Genomic DNA, 17,017 nt, shown 5'->3' with positions numbered 1-17,017 from the left:
CGTGGATTAAACCTCGGGACCCTCACGGGTCTCTCCTCTTTTCACAAAAAGAGTCTGTAGACTCCCGTCTTCGCTGATCTCCAGCAAGTTCAATCGAGCACCATAAGCACATCCGCCATCAATGCCAATCTTGTCTCCACTGGGGTCAAACCAGACACCTGGCTCGTTATGCAAATTTTTGACTGGAGTATGACCGAATACCACGGTCTCCTTGAGCGATGTTGGTCTTGAATAGAACGGCTCCCGAATCCAAATGAAGTCACGCTCTGACTGAGTCCGCCAATCCTCCACATCCGGATTAATCCCGGCATGTACAAAGATATAACCAGGAATTTCGTATACAAGGGGAAGCTGTTCCAAAAAACGAAGATGATGCTCATAGTGTGTACGGAGCCGCTGTTTGGCTTCAGTATAAACATCCCAGTCCAACTGCTCATCATCCAAAGAAACCTCAACATAGCTGGCCAGCGTCTGTAAGCCCCCATTACGAATCCAGTGTTTGTCATAGTCCTCGACATCATGGTTCAGCGCCTTGACCATCATCGCATCATGATTTCCTTTGATCACAATAATATTGTACTGCTCGTGCATCTGCATAATCTGTTCCACGACCTCTTTGCTCTTCGGTCCGCGGTCGACATAATCACCTAACAAAATCAGCTCGTCCTGCTCCGGATCGTATGCTGCCTGCTCAAGCAGAGCATTGAATTCGTCGTAACAGCCATGAATATCACTAATGACACATCTGCGAATGTGAATCTCTCCTCTCCCTGATCACGCAAGAGTATAACCGGAACCTTGCTAAGCAAGGCTCCAGCCATTTCAGAATACTAATTCCCGTTCAGTACCGATTAATCCTGCTTTATACCAAAGGCTTCCGCTATCAGGCTGAATGAACGCAAACGATCCTCGAATGAGTGAATCGCTGATGCAATAATAACTTCATCCGCTTCATAACGTTCAGCCATTGCCGTAATTTTGTCTTTTACCTGATCCGGTGTACCTACAATGGAAAAAGAACGGCGTTGACGGATCTGTTCCATCTCCATGGCCGTAAATGGATAGTTGTTCACCGTTTCCAGGGATGGGAATGAGTTCTGCTCCAGACCCCGGCCAAGCCGCAGGAAGAATAATTCATTGCTGCGAGCCAGTTCAGCGGCTGCTTCTTCAGTCTCTGCACAGAATGCCGACACCGCAATCATGGAGTGTGGTTTGTCATTCAGGATAGAAGGCTTGAAATGTCTGCGATAATGCTTCATCGCTTCCTCTCCACCCGGCGTTCCGAAAAATTGGGCAAACGCGTAAGCGGTCCCTTGTGCTGCAGCAATTCGTGCACCTTCGGAACTGGAGCCGAGAAGCCATACTTCGGGAACAGTTGGTACGGATGGTCCGGCTACTAAGGATGCAAAACGATGATCTTCCGGCAGCTGTTCATGAAAGTATCCACCCAGATCGGCAATCTGCTGCGGGAAGAATTGCACATTCGATGACTTTCCTTCATTCAGAGCCCTGCTGGCAATCGGCATGCCGCCCGGTGCTCTACCAATGCCAAGATCGATTCGGCCAGGGTGTAGTGCTTCCAGCAAACGAAAGTTCTCGGCAACTTTATATGCACTGTAATGGGGCAGCATAATGCCTCCTGAACCTACGCGAATTCGATCGGTATGTGCTGCAACGTGTGCAATCATAACTTCCGGACTGGAAAATGACAGTGCCCCGCTGCCATGATGCTCCGACATCCAGAAGCGGGAGAAGCCCAGTTCATCCGCATGTTTGGCAAGAGTTACCGTCTCCCGAAGGGTATCCTGTGCCGTCCGTCCTTCATTAATATGTCCATGTTCAAGTACACTAAGTTTCATCTATATTCATTCCTTTCGTCATCTGCGTTAGTGGCTGCATCTTCCATTGTAACATTATTGATTACAGTTTCAAAGGTTATCTCCTTTTCATTACACGTTTCGATTTACGATGAATAAACAAATAACGCCACCAGCTCGTGAGCCAGTGACGTTATAGTATTTCATACATTTAAAAATTCAATTACGGTGCACGTTTGGGTAACAGCTTCACATACTCGTCAGACAGCTTCATCAAGCTGAGCACGTGCTCATAGTCAGAACGATACGGTTCAAGATCCGTGACGGGTTCATACGTTTTTAACGAGTAGGCTGTTCCATCATCAAAGCCCGCACCCGGAATAAACATAATGTCATTGTTCACAAATGAACCTGTCGGCAAGTAATACCGGATACCGAACGCATTATGGTCCATGTTAAGCAAATCGTGTCCAAAGGCTGTGAATTTCTCTTCCTTCAAAGAGACACCCATCAAGTTCATCACCGTTGGCAAAATATCCAACTGACCACCAGGCTGTTCTATGACTTGACCTTTCGCCTGTTTCGGTGTGTGGATCAAGAGCGGGATGTTGAAACGACTAACTTTACCGTCATAGGGCACGCCCAGATTGGTCTGAATCTGCTGAGTAATCTCATCGTTTGCCGGCAGACCAAAATGGTCACCATATATAACGAGTGTTGTGTTATCCCACAACCCATTTGCCTTGAGTTCATCGATCAACTGACCTACTGCATAATCCGTATAATTGATCGCCTGCAGGTAATCACACAGTAACGTATTGGTGATAGTGGCCGGGATGGTAATTCTCGCCCGGTCCGCCGGAACCGTAAACGGCGAGTGGCTGGATGCTGTAATGAATTGAGCATAGAACGGCTGATTAGCAGCCTGATGCGCAGCCATTTTTTCCACACCTACACGATATAGCTCCTCATCCGATGGTCCAAAATCATTAAACTTATCATTCTTGAAGCTGGGTTTGTCGAAGTACCGATTGAATCCAAGCGCCGGATACATTTTGTTCCGGTTCCAGAAGGTGACGTCATTAACGTGGAACGTTTCAGATTCATATCCTTCTTTCCCAAGCAGTTTCGGAAGACTTGGCAGATCACGGTCACTATACCCTGCTGACATAGGTACAACTCCGGTTGGATAGATGGATGTGTTCGACATAAACTCAGCATCCGATGTATTTCCCTGTCCGATCTGTTGGAAAAAATGAGAGAAATAATAGCTTTCTTTGGCCAGATCATTCAGAACCGGGGTTAGTACCTGACCATTGAGAGAAGCATTAATCGGGAAGTTTTGAAATGACTCCAGTTGGAGGACAATCAAGTTGCTTCCTTTGGCCTGACCAAAATATTTGGTTTTAATAGCCGTGTCTTGACTAGACTTATCCTGATACGGATACTTGCTAACCAGTTGATTAATCTTGTCGATGGTTTCGTTAATGTTGCCATTCGCAATGGCTTCATTCTCTTTGCTCGTCAGAATCGCCGATGACACCTGGTAATTCAGAAAGCCCAGATTTTCGGCACGAACCAATTCATTATCAATGGTTTCCCCTTTGACAATGAAGCTGCCGGACAGCACGATGCAAAAAGCAGCCGTAAGGGCTACACCCAACTTGCCCCAATACCGTCTCCGGCTTCTGCCGAAATGGAGTCCACTGTCACGATAGCTGCTGTTACGAGCTGAGGCACGTCGACTGCGCAAGATAAACCATACGGGCAGAGCGAGTACGATATCCACAAAAAACAGGAAGTGCTCAGGTCGCACCAAAGGCCCGATACTGCCCCTCACTTGGGCGACTTGGCCCAGTTCGCTGAGTGCCGTATATGTGGGAACCGAACTGAAATGTACGTTATAAAGTGTCGCCGCGAACAATACCAGCGAGAACAACACATTAAAACCTGCGTACACTGAACGCTTCCACCCTTTGGGCACGATCAGATCGAGGATGCATACCACTGTCAGGGCCCCCAATGCGTCAGTAACGAAACCGATGCCAGACAGACCCTGGAAAAAGAAATACCGCAAAAGCGACAGCTTCAGCAGCATAAGAATAAATAACACGGCAAATAAAGTCCGTGATGAGGTCCGCTCATTTTTGGAATTAAACATGGTCGCTTTCAACCCTTATCTGAAATTTTTACGTTCCTTTTACAAAACGCATATTTCAGTATAACAGTTTTAGGGTTGGTATTCCATGAGGGGATATGGAAACATTACGCAATCGTCGATATATCGCCATCCTGCCTGTTTTCGTTTGGGTCCTGCTTCTGAGCAAGGAGTGCCGCCTGTGCGGCAGCGATACGGGCAAGCGGTACCTGTTCTGGCAGACAGCTCACATAATCCAGACCAATCCGGTGGCAAAAAGCAATGGAAGCCGGATCGGCTGCATTCTCGCCACAGATGCCTGCTTTTAGATGAGGTTTCCGAATTCGGCCCTGAACGAGAGCCATCTCCACCAACTGCCCCACTCCGTCGATATCCAGTACCTGAAATGGATTGCTGGGCAGTGAGCGTTGTGACTCAATAAAATGAAGGAATGGCTTCTCCGTATTATGACGACTGTAACCAAACGTCATCTGTGTCAGCTCATCGGTGCCAAACGAGAAGAAGTCCGCATGACGCGCGATGGGAGCTGCAGTCAATGCCGCTCGAGGAACTTCAATTCGTGCTCCCACTCTGTAAAGACAGTGACGCTTCTCCTCTCCAAGCACCTGGTCCGCTACATGATCCACCAGATCTCTCATGACTTGAAGTTCATTGGCATGGCCCACCAAAGGAATCATAATCTCAGGCCGCACCCATAACCCTTGGCGGATGCCCTTCACCGCTGCACGAAAAATAGCTTCAAGCTGCATATCGTAGATTTCCGGGAACACAGTTCCCAGTCGACAGTCCTGCTGTCCTAGCAACGGATATTGTTCATGCAATTCCAGCACCCTGCGAATGACACGCTCAAGCTCCTGCACTTCGGTGTTATTTTCCTCTAATTTCCTGAGAGCCAACTGCTCACGTCGTTCTTTTAACCTTTCAATATCAGGCAGCAGCTCATGCAGCGGCGGATCAAGCAATCGAATGGTTACCGGATAACCATCCATTGCTTCGAAGAGTTGTTCAAAATCAGCCTGTTGCATCGGCAACAGACGTTCCAGTCCACGTTTGCGCTCTGCTTCGCTGTCTGCCAGAATCATTTTCTGAACAAAAGGAAATCTCGAAGCAGACAACAACAGTTGTTCTGTCCGACACAATCCAATGCCCTCAGCCCCTAACGAGCGGGCCTTCACGGCGTCCTTTGGATGATCCACATTCGAAAGTATTGTAAGCCCCTTCATTTCATCTGCCCATTCAAGTAGGAGCTGTAACTCGGATGATAAATTTGAAGATGCTTTCAGCAATTCCGTCACATGCCAAGGCTGGATACGTAATATGGCATCCTCTTTGGTGATTACCTCGTCATCCACAAGATCTACAGTACTCCTCAGCGTCGCCTGTGAGGTTAACCTTGCTTCACTAATTTCCACAAGATACAAGGTCCCAGAATCCACAACAAATTGAATCTCCTGTACTTCTCTCGTGTGGGACTCCAGATAACCGCAAGCATCCTGCAAAAGACCATACAGTTCAGACTCTTCATTCCGCAGTTGATCCAGTCCTTCATTTGAACGCCGAGAAGCATCAGTTGAAATGTAATCCCCTGTCATACCTCGTTCCCCGGTACCTGGATGACGAGAATATACCGTTCCGAACCCGCTGCGGTCACCACGCTCGCCATTGACCATCACCTGTATAAGAACAGCTGCTCCTTGAGTTTCATCGGAGAAATGAGAAGGATTACGAAGAAGTTCTTGTTGGGAGTTGGGCCTTATAACACGTTGTGAATCAGAAACTGCACGCATCACTTGTTTTAACTGTAACTGCACATCCTGAGGGAACGGATGACGTCCTCTCTCTTCTATTAAACGTTTATATTCCGCGATGGTGAATTCTAGATTCGCTTCATCGAGTATCGAGATGTCTTCCAATTTTTCTTCAAATAGATCATACGGAATGTCGTACACCAGTTGACCATAATCTTGTAATAAAATTCGATAACAATTAAGGGCATACTGACGATCATTCGTTTGCTTAGCGAGCCCCTCCACCGTCACATCATTCAGTCCTACATGAAGCAAAGCATGGGATGCCGTATTACGGGAACTCGATTCACTTGACCGGACGGAAAGCAGCAGCGGTGTTAAGGAATCGCCGAAGAATTTGCCGGATTGCTGCTCAAGATGCTGAATTGCGCTGCCAATCTCTTGGGTTCCTTCAGCTGAAAGATGTGCAAGACGGGTACAGAATGCGCGACAGCCTTCCTTTGTTACAATGAATCCGGCCGGAACGGGCCAACCTGCCTGGAGCAACGCCGCAAGTTCAGCCCCTTTAATACCCATTAGCCCTTTCATCTCTGCCGTACCTTCTTCCAATAGAACTACCCGTTTCGTCATTACAGCGCTCCCATCTGCCATTACATGGCTGTGCTTAAAAGGCAATTCGTTGGCTCGAATTGTCCTTTATCTAATGGTATGTCGCAATGCGGCAGTCAAGGACATATGCTTCCTCTTTTTGTGCTTGAATTGAAGTTGTATGACAGGTGCTCATATATGGTAATATAAAGCTTGACTCAAACTAAAAAGCTACATCCAAAGGCATACCTGCTTCAACCATGATCAACTACGTATATAAGGAGTGTAAATCAATGTTTACTCAAGTCGGACAAATTATGTTGTATGTAAATGATCAGGATAAGGCTCTTCAATTTTGGACAGAAAAAGCAGGTTTCCATATCGTTAACGAAGTCAATGGGAATGGAATGCGCTGGATCGAGATTGCTCCTGTGAAGGATGCTCAAACCACCATTATCCTGCACGACAAAGAATTCGTTGCCAAAATGTCCCCTGAATTAAACCTTGGCACACCATCTCTTATGCTTTTCACAGATAACCTGGATCAACTTTACACTCACTTATCCAATAAACAAGTTACGGTTGGCGAGATTGTAACGATGCCTGGTGGAAGAGTATTCAACTTTGCAGATGATGAAAACAATTACTTTGCTGTTATGGAGAAAAACTAAATCTCCTGGATCACCTGAGTAATACCACACCAAAAAGCCCGTTCAGTAGTGAACAGGCTTTTTTCTATATATTTTGCTCATATGCAAACCTGCCTGCATACGTTGCTGTTTTCCCATGTTGTTTCGCAGTAAATTCCACGTGATTTATTGCATAATTAATTTTAATTGGTTATGCAACTCCACATATTACCCGTTTCTAACGTTAAAGATTTGAGTTAAATTACATACTATAGCGTTTTAAAGGAGGCTTCGATATGTGCGGAAGATTCACGATTACAAATCCAATCGAAGAAATTATGGACAGGTACTATGCTTCTATTGCTGAAGGATTTGAGTACAAACCTAATTACAACGCTGCGCCTATGCAATTCATCCCGACAATTATCGGTAGCAAAGACGGTAATCGATTGGGGGCGCTCCGATGGGGTCTAGTTCCTAATTGGGCCAAGGATGAAAAAATAGGCAATAAGATGATTAACGCCCGTGCAGAGACACTCACAGAGAAACCAGCCTTTAAACGCCTGATCAGTTCCAAGCGGTGTATTATCCCATGCTCGGGATTTTATGAATGGAAAAAGGATGGATCCGTAAAGCAACCAATGCGGATTTTAATGAAAGATGACTCCATCTTCTCGCTTGCTGGCCTATACGATACTTGGATTGATCCAGAAGATAACAAGCTTTCAACTTGCACTATCATTACTACGGAACCTAACAGTCTTATGGCGGACATCCACGATCGTATGCCAGTCATTCTCCGGCCGCAAGATGAAGCGGATTGGCTAAACAAGGAATCAGACAAGGAAAGCGTTCTGAGGCTTCTCAGCCCGCATGATGCCGATGAAATGATAGCATACAAGGTGGATTCTGCAGTAGGTAATGTGAGAAATAATAACGAGGAATTGATCAATGAGGTCAGTTAAGAATAAAAAGAAGCAGCGAGATTATCCCTCTGCTCCTTTTCATAATGAATTAATTGAGATATATCATTAAGCTCTAATGCTTCCATAATCTTATTCTGGTTGTCAGGCGACCACGCCTTTGATTTATTCTCAGCCATGTCAGCGATTATGTGCGATCGAAAACAAGACAACTGCCTTCGTCAATTCGCTAAATGCTGTTAAGAGCAAGAAAAAGAAAAAAATGAAATAAAAGGATTGGGAATGCAACTACCTTGGAAGTATAGTGGTTCAGGAGATTTTACATTACTCAAGTCTAATTCAGGCCATAAATCGCAATATATCATCGATCTTCTTCCCATGGGATATAACACCATAATTCATCCAGGTCATAAAATCCACCTCATATACGTGACCACTTTTTACGGCAGGCAGCCGTTTCCACTCCTCTCTCTCCAGGAGCTTCCGTTCCTCTCCGGGGTAGGCAGAATCCATATTATCAAATGTGATAAAGAGATGATCTGCCTCAAGCTGACATAGCTGCTCAAGCCCAATACCGATTCTTCTACTTTGACTCGCCCATTGCTGAACACGAACATGCGGGGTTAATCCGAGATCATGATACAGCACAGGTCCTACATAACCGTATTGATTTCCATAGAGTGTAATTTCCGATGCAGAAATACGCAAAAAAGCGACGGTTTGGCCACGCATATGACGTGTCAAACGTTTCTTGGCTTCCTGCGCCTTTTCCTCATAATCACCTATTACATCCTGCACCCGACTTACCTTTCCCAGCACATCCGCTGTGGATTTCAAAATGGAACGCCAGTCCTCACCCTCGTGCTCCATATAAAACGTCGGTGCTACTTGCTCAAACCGATCCAGATTCCAGCGTTTATACCCGTCGTTCAACATAATAAATTCAGGCACATTCGTTTCATTAAAACCTGCATCTATCCGAGTAACATCGAATTCAGGGATATCTTCCATTCCCAAATAATGCTGCCTGCCCCATGAGCGATGGGAGCACTGCAACACGGGTTTTATTCCAAGAGCCAGTACAAAATCCTCTAGATACGGTGCAAACACACGTACTTCTTGACGGTAATGGCGCCGATATACCCCTGGTGAAACACCTGCATATTGCTTGAATCGGCGGCCGAAATAATACTCGTTATTAAATCCCACATTCTGTGCAATATCATGCAAGCGATCATCGGTCATCTGTAACAGCAGTTTGGAATGCTCCAATCGTACAGCATTTACATAATCAAGCGGAAGCTTGCCTGTGATCTCCTTGAATTGTCGGGTATAACTGGATCTGGTAAGCCGGATCTCTGCTGCCAGATCGTCAACTGTTATGGGCTGATCATAGTGTTCGCGAATATAACGAATCGAGCTTTGAAGCCGAGCACGGTCATCCGGCGATTCAATCTCGGGATCATTTTGCCGAAGCAGCACTCGGAACCACTCCTGGAAACGCAGTTGCATCTCCCATTGATCCAGCCAATCATGAGCAGTCTGCCCACGCGATATCTGTTCTACCGATTTCAGACAGGAACTCCATGGACTATAATTCAGCTCAATAAGAGGCAACCGATCTGGATCTGAAATCAAGACTGGAAGCCCTTGTTGCGCCGTTTCGTCTCTTATACTCAACCTACTGGACGTATCTTCTTTTACCTCAGCTACCATCAGTTCAAGTCTGTAATATTGCAACTCACTGGAGCCTACAATCACAATGGTACGTCCTGCCGGAACAAACAGAATCATCCCTTTTTCCAGGCGAGTGTCCCTATTATCCAAAGAATCTATTGAGCCATGCCCACCCGTCACTACGAAAAGGGCGTGTGATGATGTCATGTTATATGTCTGCCTATTGGCGATATCGACTTGGCTATAATCCATGTATTTCATATGTTGAAGCATGCATAACCAGGGCTTGGGAATCAGTTGTACAATCGTGGGACACATATTCATCTTCCTTAATTGAGAATTGTTATCATTTACAACAGTGTAAACGAAAAAAGAAAGCTCTTCAACCCTGAGGGAAGAACTTTCTTATGGAAAAGGCTTATGGCGTCATTTTTTGCAAGAGATCATCAATCTTCAATGTGTTTGCCGTAATCGCACCTGATTGCCAATACGATCTTTCCATCATGTACACATGGTTGTTTTTGACTGCCGGGAGAGATTTCCACAACTTGCTATCCAGCACCTTCAAAGCTTCCTTGTTCTCTGGAGATGACCACTCTCCATTGGATGGAAATACAATAATGTGATCCGCATCAAGCTCTGGAAAAGCCTCTTCGGACAGGATTTCCTGATATTCTTCCATGTTGCCGACCAATGGATGAGGTGTTAGACCAAGCTCCGAATAAATAAATCCGGTAAATCGATTTTTCACACCGAACAATGCCAATGTATTATTGCTGATATTCAATCGGACAACCGCTACGGTCTCATCCCCAACGGCTTCCTGAAGTTTCACCTTAGCATCTGCAATCTTGGCCTCAAATGCCGCAACAACTTCTTTACCCTTGTCCGGTTTACCGACAACATCGGCAATAGTCGTCAAGATTTGATTGGAATCCTGCAAAATATCTTCAGGCAGACGATACGTCGGTGCCACCTTTGAATACATCTCGTATTTCTCCATGTCCGCTCCACCATCCACAATGATGAGATCCGGATCATACTCCAACAAAGCCTCAATGCTACCTGTAGTATCGAATTGAGGCACATCCAGATCCAGATATTCCTGCACACCCCACATCGGATTATACCACTGTACTACAGGTGTGATATCGAGAGCCTTGAGATAATCTTCCACATAGATACCAGCAATCCGCTGCGGATGCACCGGGATCGTCACATCACCGAATTCATCCTGAACGACACGTGTCTCTGCTTCTTTTTCTGTTGTTTCAGATGTACTGCCATCCGAAACCGTTGTCTCAGATGCAGGAGCCTGTTCTGCTTTTGACTCAGAATTTGCACTACAGCCCGATATTACTACAACCATGAGTAGCAGTATGATCGTCCACCCTTTGAAGCCTTTACTGAACCTTACCATGATACCCTTCACCCCTATGTAATCTGTTGTTGTATCGGTGAGAACATGTTTTATAAATAATGATTATCATTCTCACTCAATGCTTAGATGAATTGTACCCTATGCTGTGCAAAACTCACAATACACATTCGAAGCTATTTTTTTATACAAACGAAAAGAATATACAACCGTCACCCCCGCTTAACGCAGGGGTAATGTACCTTGTTGATAACGTTCAAGTAATTGCTTAACAAATAAATTCTGCATTTCATCCTGTAATAGAACAGCACCAATCAAACCAATATCATCACTGACATATCCTGCTAGTTCCGGATCGCCCGCAAGAGCAATCGTTCGTTTGAAAGCCAGTTCCCTGCAAACACGAAGCACTTCTTCTTCCACGACGTCAGAATTCTGAGCAAACCGTTCAAATGCCTGCATCCACTCATCGGCAAATTCGGAAGCATCCCGTTGATCCAGATAGGCTTCCACTTCCAGTCCTTCGAATGTCTGCTGATTAATCATCAGCCCCGCATTCAAATCAGCCAGCAATTTATCTGCATCCACTCTACTCATCTGGCTTCCCTCCTCCATTCGACGCTGTCAAATACATCTCAGGAATCACAAAACGCTTCATCACATGTTTCCCATCCGAGGTAAAATGATCCAATGCAAGAGCCTGATATTCATTCAGGACATGTTCAAATATACGAGCAATCACACTACAATCGGCCAAGGCATCATGCCTGTGAATTCCGTCTGTATTTAGCTCGTAATACCGGATCAGGAAATCGGTAGAGATAACCTCGGAGATTTCAGGATGAATATATGTAAACATCGCTTTTATATCCAACACCGGATTGGAAAACATCATCAGCCCATTCATATCACAATGTCGTTTCAATATGGGCAAATCATACTCATAACCCGCCTGCGTTACTAATACCTTATCCCCGATGAATTCCAGAAAAGCCTGGTATGCTTCTGCAAATGAGGGAGCCTGGATCATATCCTCATTTGAAATACCCGTTAACTTCGCGACCGCTTCCGGAATCGGTTTAGAGGCACATGCAAGTGAAGTGAACGATAAATCTAATGATTCTCCTTTTTTGTAGTTCATTGCACCAAATTGGGTCACACTTTCCTCTGCCGGATTAATCCCTGTGCCCTCTAGATCAAATATGCAGTACATCCTATCTTGCAAGTGAGGGACTTTTAGCTCTTCAACAGTGTACTTATCCGGCATAAACGTAATCTTCATTTGGCTCTCCCCCTTTTTCATCTAGTCCAGCCGTGTAATTCGCGTCATTTGCTGTGTTGGTGTTATCCAGCTTCGACATACAAAGTACTGGGGAAGTTGATTTACGAATGACTCTATGAAAGGAACACTCGGCGCATAGAAGAAGGAACCTCCTGGTTTTAGCGCTCTTAAAAGCTCCATATATTTCTGAGCGTATACTTCCGGTTCGCCGTCTGCCTTGAGATGATGATGTGTAAAATGGTTGGAGAATGCCAAATGGGATACTATTGTCCCCCACTGTTCTTGTTTAAAAGAAGATTCCATCCAGCCCACACGTCGCAAAAACGGCCGCTCTTCCGATTCCTCCACCTGTCTGTCCATCCCATAAGCTTCTATCTTTTTTCCACGTAAAAAATGGACCAAATTGGCCTGCGGGCCGCAGCCAAGATCAAGCACCGGCGGATGCAGGTGCTCTATATCCAAGCCGAGCCAGGATACCTGCAGATCCGCCGAATACTCCTCACAAGGCACCCAGAACAGAAGTGGATCAATTGTATATTTTTTAAACAATTCCTCGCCATTGGTCTGTATTAGAAATGTTCTTAACTGTTGATAATGCTTCTGGAAAAATTGCTGTAATACCTCTTCCTCTGCCCTCTCATTCTGCAAAAGAGACCAGATCCGCATAAATTGATCTTTATATAATTCTGCCAATTTCAACTTGTCATTGCTCGTAAACTGCATAAACTGGTTCACCTGGATAAAATGGCGGACTCCTTGCTCTGCTAGTTTAATTGTAAAATGATTCAATAATCCATCTGTAAAAATACGTTCTAATGCTTTTGCCACTTGAGCGCGATATTCCATTAGCCAGCACAACGTTCGCGGAGATGGCCCTAATGTAGACTTGCCTCCATTATAAAATAAACTTTTATTGTCATTAAAACGGATTTGTTGCTCCATAAAGGACTCTACCAACTTGAGGTTCAGTATCATCGCCTCCTAACGTCGTTAGAACGTGTTACCTAGAGAAACTACACCTGCTCTTCCCACAATCGTGTTACCTGAACCAACCTACCATCACGATCAAACTCCAGTTTGTAGATGTCCGGCATCGTTGTGTTTGCCCAGAAGTCATAACCATAGGACGGATCATAATAATTGAAAATCAGGGTCATGATGTCCCCATGGGTGCCAATCACTATTTTTTGTCCCGCATGCCTTTCCAGAATTCGCTGTATAACAGCGATTGCCCGCGCCCCAGCGACTTCACCGGATTCTCCACCTGAATAAGCAAATGCAGGATCATCATAGAGCCTTTGTTTGGCTTTCCGAAAATGTTCATGCTTCACTTCAGGACCTGACAGCTCACGCTCACGCAAATCCTCTTCGGTGACCACAATGCCACCTGACACTTCAGCCAACCCCTGAATCGTATCCACGGCCCGTCTATACGGGCTGGAATAAAACGATTGTATCTGCTCCCGGTGGAGCAGACCCGCGACGGTCGCCGCATCCCTTTTTCCTTGTTCCGTCAGACCTCGCTCGCGTTCCTGCCCTTCCATATATTCAGACTGCGCGTGCCTTACAAAATATAAAGCCGTGTTGGCTTCATTCGTCATCTGTCCGCCATTCCTTTCTTCTTTTCAATCACAATTAGGCAAGTGCTGTCTGGCAAAGGTGCAGGTTGACCCTGTTCATCCATAAATATAATTCGTTCTCCAAGCGCCTCCGTATATCCTTCCTGAAGAAAGTGCCTGAATGTAATAATCTCGGCTTGCTCACCCAGCGCTTCGCGAATACAGTGCTCATATGCCGATGGGGTAAATATGCCAAATTGCTCCTGAATCTCATGGACATATGCTTCTTCGCCCCATGTATAGGTGTACAGAAATTCCATAGCATCGTTAATATCCAGCACCGCCTCGTCCTCAGAGATCTGCTCAAATTCAATGCTGCGTCCCTGGAAATCCTGCGCATACCGCTCCAACCATCGCATCCCATCCGGTTCGAGGAAACGAATTCGACGCTTCTGCGCTTCGGGTTCAGTCATGATACCATCCCTAATCAGAATCCGGCCCCCGGGTGACAACACGTTAAATGAACTTCTCAGCGCAGCAACGACCGTATCGCTGTTAAAGCTTCGTCCGTCACGTTCAATATACGAATACAGTTCATGCAGAATGGATGAAAAAATAACCGTATCCACCGTGCCTGACTGTACGTATTGATCCAGTTGAAGAGCATCTCCCTTCAATACTTGCCAGCGATGTGCCTCCCGCTGCTTTTTGCGCTCCAACGCCTCAATGACATTCGCTGAAATATCAATGCCGATTGGTTCCAACTCAGGTCGTTCCTGCTCAATCAGATCGAGCAATATTCCACCGCCGGGACCGATATCGAGCACACGTTTGCCAACCATGTAATCCAGCAGTACTTTCTTGTAATCACCTGAGCTGTTCATGTCGGCCAGATACGTCTCTTCATTATGGAACCGATCATACGCATCCCGACGGAGTCCAAACAGGTCAAATAACAACAGCACAGCCTTTTCGTATAACGGAGACTTTTCTGCTTCAATACAAAAAGCAATTAGCTTCTCGGCCGCTGGCGAAAATTCAAATGTCACAAATACCGTATCCCTCAAATCCGGGTGCCGTTCAATCCGATGTGTCAGATGAGGGTAAGTAATCGTCTCACCTGCTTCAATCTGCTCCCACGAATATTGCTCCAAATACTTTTCAATCATTCGTTTCTTGTAAATATTCAGTTTCTTGACACCTTTGTAATCGTAATACATCGTGTTCATTAAAGGTTCGAAGCTGATATGCCTTACCACATCCAATTGTTGCTCCTGCGAAGTCGAATTTGAGCCCACTGCTTCTTCGTCGGCTACTATGCCTGTACCTGTGCTGTTCATAATCAAATCATCTACAGATAACACCATAGCTTCACTATGCAGCGTCAAAAGGAAGATCTTAACCATCTCCTGCAACGAAAAATCATGCATCGCTGACTCCACATACCATAAGGTCCGATGAGCCAGAGGAGCGAGAAGTTTCTCTATCTCAAGCTGGGCTTGAAGTTTGGCATATGCTTCATCTATCGCTTCTCCTTGACGTATAGAGGAGCTCCGTAAGCGTGACAACCGCTCCTTCACATTCCAGTCCGTATGATCCGGCTCTGTAATGATCCAGCCTACGATACGCTGCACTTCAGCCTGAACTTGATTCCAAAGCGATGGATCAACGCCAGCAATGATGCATTCATTTAATGCGATCAGGATGGCCTGCAATTCATCTGCCGTCAGCCACCCTTGCGTTATGAACGAGTGCAGTGGGGCATTTTCGGCAAAGGGGATTTCTCCTCTTATGTACTGACCAATAAGTCCGTGTGTGGCAATAAGGGCACGAATGATCTCATACCGAGGTGGGAGTGAACCATATGCTGTTTGCACAATTTGTGTACTACCACTTGGATCATCAATTGATAAATCACTCGGGGATTCCAATCGAGATGAATGTTTCTCCTCACGATGTCCTTGCTTGCCATGCAAATGTCCAATACTTCCGTACATGTCATACACCTGTGCTGAACCCACATTGTGCACGAACAGGTTAACCCCCTGTTTCTGCCATTTTCGCCGCTGTTTCGGTGATCCTGCCTTTGCCGTTTCCGACCAGACCAGCACATCCTCCAGAATTTCTCGCATCCAAAAAGAAACTTGAAGCTGCTCCAGCACCTGGAGTGTGCGTTCTACGTAATCCAGTACCGGATTCGTGCCTTCCAGCTCAGCTATAGAATGAATGCGTTCCAGGTTAATATTCGGCTGCTCTGCCGCTGCCAGCAGCTGCAGCCACAGTGGCTGCTCCCCCTCCGGGAGATGGCCTGACTTGTAAGATTGCATGGCCTTTAATGCGTTCAGCATGAATTTCTTCACCTCGTTATCCTTGTTAGTTACACTAAATATGTCATTTCAGCAGACGAATACGATCCTGCACAAGCTTAATTAACTGATCCGCTTCCACTGTAGGTAACCTCTCGTCTAGACGTGCAGCCGCGACAGGCAAAATCCAGGCATCCAGCTCCTGGCGAGATATCCCGGAAATCTGGATGTAATGTTGGATATAATGATCCAGCATTACATTGCGAGCCAATTCAAATCCCTTATGAACAGCCGGGTCTGTATCCTCCGGCAACGTACCGCTCATTAATATTACCCAGCTTCGTGCCACATCACCCGCTGGATCACCCGACATGCCTGTCATCCAGTCTATAACCCAATATTGATCTCTCATTTCATTTAACATGACATTATCGGGATGAAAATCGCCATGACAAATTTGCTTTCGCTCTGGAAGCGACGACATATAATTGATAACCTGCACCTTTTCTTCTTCCGACAATAGAAAGGTATTGCGAATGGCCCCAGTAAGAATCTGCTTTTGTGTGGGGAGTGCTCCTTCATCATCCTGTTGGGCGTGAAGGCTATGATGACAGACTGCCATTTGACGCGATAGTTCTTCGATCAACACGGGCTCCTGAATCATGAGGGATAACATCGTGTTGCCTTCAATCCGTTCAAATATAATCCCTTTACGCGATTCATCATCCATATACAATCTTGCCTGTGGCACAGGTAGGCCCTTTTGGAATACTGCCTCGGTAATTCGAAACTCATTCTGGACGGCTTCGGCAGGAAAATCCGCATGGTATAATTTCATAATCTGATTTGATGGGTACTCATAGATCTCAGCCGTTCGTCCTTGCCCAATACGTCTCATTCTTCACTCTCCCTAACATGAGTAGACTACCTATTGCAGTACGATCCCTGTTGT

General features: G+C 45.8%; 14 protein-coding genes. 2 read left to right on the top strand and 12 right to left on the bottom strand.

Annotation, left to right across the window (positions count from 1 at the left end):
* Positions 1–6: 6 nt before the first annotated feature.
* From A6049_RS03965 to A6049_RS03950, 4 genes are all read right to left on the bottom strand, one after another.
* Positions 7–738 carry a metallophosphoesterase family protein gene (locus A6049_RS03965; protein WP_342671809.1) on the bottom strand — a complete coding sequence of 244 codons (732 nt, stop codon included), beginning with the start codon at positions 736–738 and terminating at the stop codon, positions 7–9.
* A 113-nt stretch (positions 739–851) separates the two neighbouring features.
* Positions 852–1,859 (bottom strand): LLM class flavin-dependent oxidoreductase, encoded by a 1,008-nt coding sequence (locus A6049_RS03960; RefSeq protein WP_063563368.1) that lies wholly within the window; start codon positions 1,857–1,859, stop codon positions 852–854.
* A 181-nt stretch (positions 1,860–2,040) separates the two neighbouring features.
* Complete coding sequence (locus A6049_RS03955) at positions 2,041–3,978, bottom strand: LTA synthase family protein (protein ID WP_063563367.1); 1,938 nt, start codon at positions 3,976–3,978, stop codon at positions 2,041–2,043.
* 104 nt (positions 3,979–4,082) lie between these two features.
* On the bottom strand, positions 4,083–6,353 hold the full coding sequence (locus A6049_RS03950) for a putative PEP-binding protein (protein WP_063563366.1): 2,271 nt from the start codon (positions 6,351–6,353) through the stop codon (positions 4,083–4,085).
* A gap of 251 nt (positions 6,354–6,604) precedes the next feature.
* Here A6049_RS03950 and A6049_RS03945 point away from each other — a divergent pair, with 251 nt between their 5' ends.
* Together A6049_RS03945 and A6049_RS03940 are read left to right on the top strand one after the other, a co-directional pair.
* A complete protein-coding gene (locus A6049_RS03945; RefSeq protein ID WP_053779906.1) occupies positions 6,605–6,982 on the top strand; it encodes a VOC family protein in 378 nt (125 codons plus the stop codon).
* Between the two features lie 254 nt (positions 6,983–7,236).
* Positions 7,237–7,905: an SOS response-associated peptidase gene (locus A6049_RS03940; RefSeq protein ID WP_063563365.1), complete on the top strand. Its 669-nt coding sequence runs from the start codon at positions 7,237–7,239 to the stop codon at positions 7,903–7,905.
* Between the two features lie 297 nt (positions 7,906–8,202).
* On the opposite strand, the gene A6049_RS03935 is transcribed toward A6049_RS03940, so the two are convergent.
* From A6049_RS03935 to A6049_RS03900, 8 genes are all read right to left on the bottom strand, one after another.
* Positions 8,203–9,747 carry an AraC family transcriptional regulator gene (locus A6049_RS03935; RefSeq protein WP_240321301.1) on the bottom strand — a complete coding sequence of 515 codons (1,545 nt, stop codon included), beginning with the start codon at positions 9,745–9,747 and terminating at the stop codon, positions 8,203–8,205.
* A 211-nt stretch (positions 9,748–9,958) separates the two neighbouring features.
* Complete coding sequence (locus A6049_RS03930) at positions 9,959–10,960, bottom strand: ABC transporter substrate-binding protein (RefSeq protein ID WP_063563364.1); 1,002 nt, start codon at positions 10,958–10,960, stop codon at positions 9,959–9,961.
* Positions 10,961–11,140: 180 nt separating this feature from the next.
* Positions 11,141–11,515, bottom strand: a complete 375-nt coding sequence (locus A6049_RS03925) for a hypothetical protein (protein WP_063563363.1) — start codon at positions 11,513–11,515, stop codon at positions 11,141–11,143.
* Entirely contained in the window at positions 11,508–12,200 is a 693-nt protein-coding gene (locus tag A6049_RS03920; protein WP_063563362.1) for a 3'-5' exonuclease, read from the bottom strand. Before A6049_RS03920 ends, A6049_RS03925 begins: the two co-directional genes overlap by 8 nt.
* A 21-nt stretch (positions 12,201–12,221) precedes the next feature.
* Positions 12,222–13,175, bottom strand: a complete 954-nt coding sequence (locus A6049_RS03915; RefSeq protein WP_095205952.1) for a class I SAM-dependent methyltransferase — start codon at positions 13,173–13,175, stop codon at positions 12,222–12,224.
* A gap of 38 nt (positions 13,176–13,213) precedes the next feature.
* Entirely contained in the window at positions 13,214–13,801 is a 588-nt protein-coding gene (locus tag A6049_RS03910; protein WP_063563361.1) for a histidine phosphatase family protein, read from the bottom strand.
* A complete protein-coding gene (locus tag A6049_RS03905) occupies positions 13,798–16,107 on the bottom strand; it encodes a class I SAM-dependent methyltransferase (protein ID WP_063563360.1) in 2,310 nt (769 codons plus the stop codon). The genes A6049_RS03910 and A6049_RS03905 overlap by 4 nt, the downstream gene beginning before the upstream one ends.
* Before the next feature lie 43 nt (positions 16,108–16,150).
* On the bottom strand, positions 16,151–16,963 hold the full coding sequence (locus tag A6049_RS03900) for a phosphotransferase family protein (protein WP_063563359.1): 813 nt from the start codon (positions 16,961–16,963) through the stop codon (positions 16,151–16,153).
* Positions 16,964–17,017: the final 54 nt, after the last annotated feature.

The sequence above is a fragment of the Paenibacillus sp. O199 genome (genome assembly GCF_001636635.1).
GTDB classification, from domain to species: Bacteria; Bacillota; Bacilli; order Paenibacillales; family Paenibacillaceae; genus Paenibacillus; species Paenibacillus marchantiae.
The sequence above is the reverse complement of the archived record's forward strand: the minus strand, read 5'-3'. Positions and strand labels throughout refer to the sequence as shown.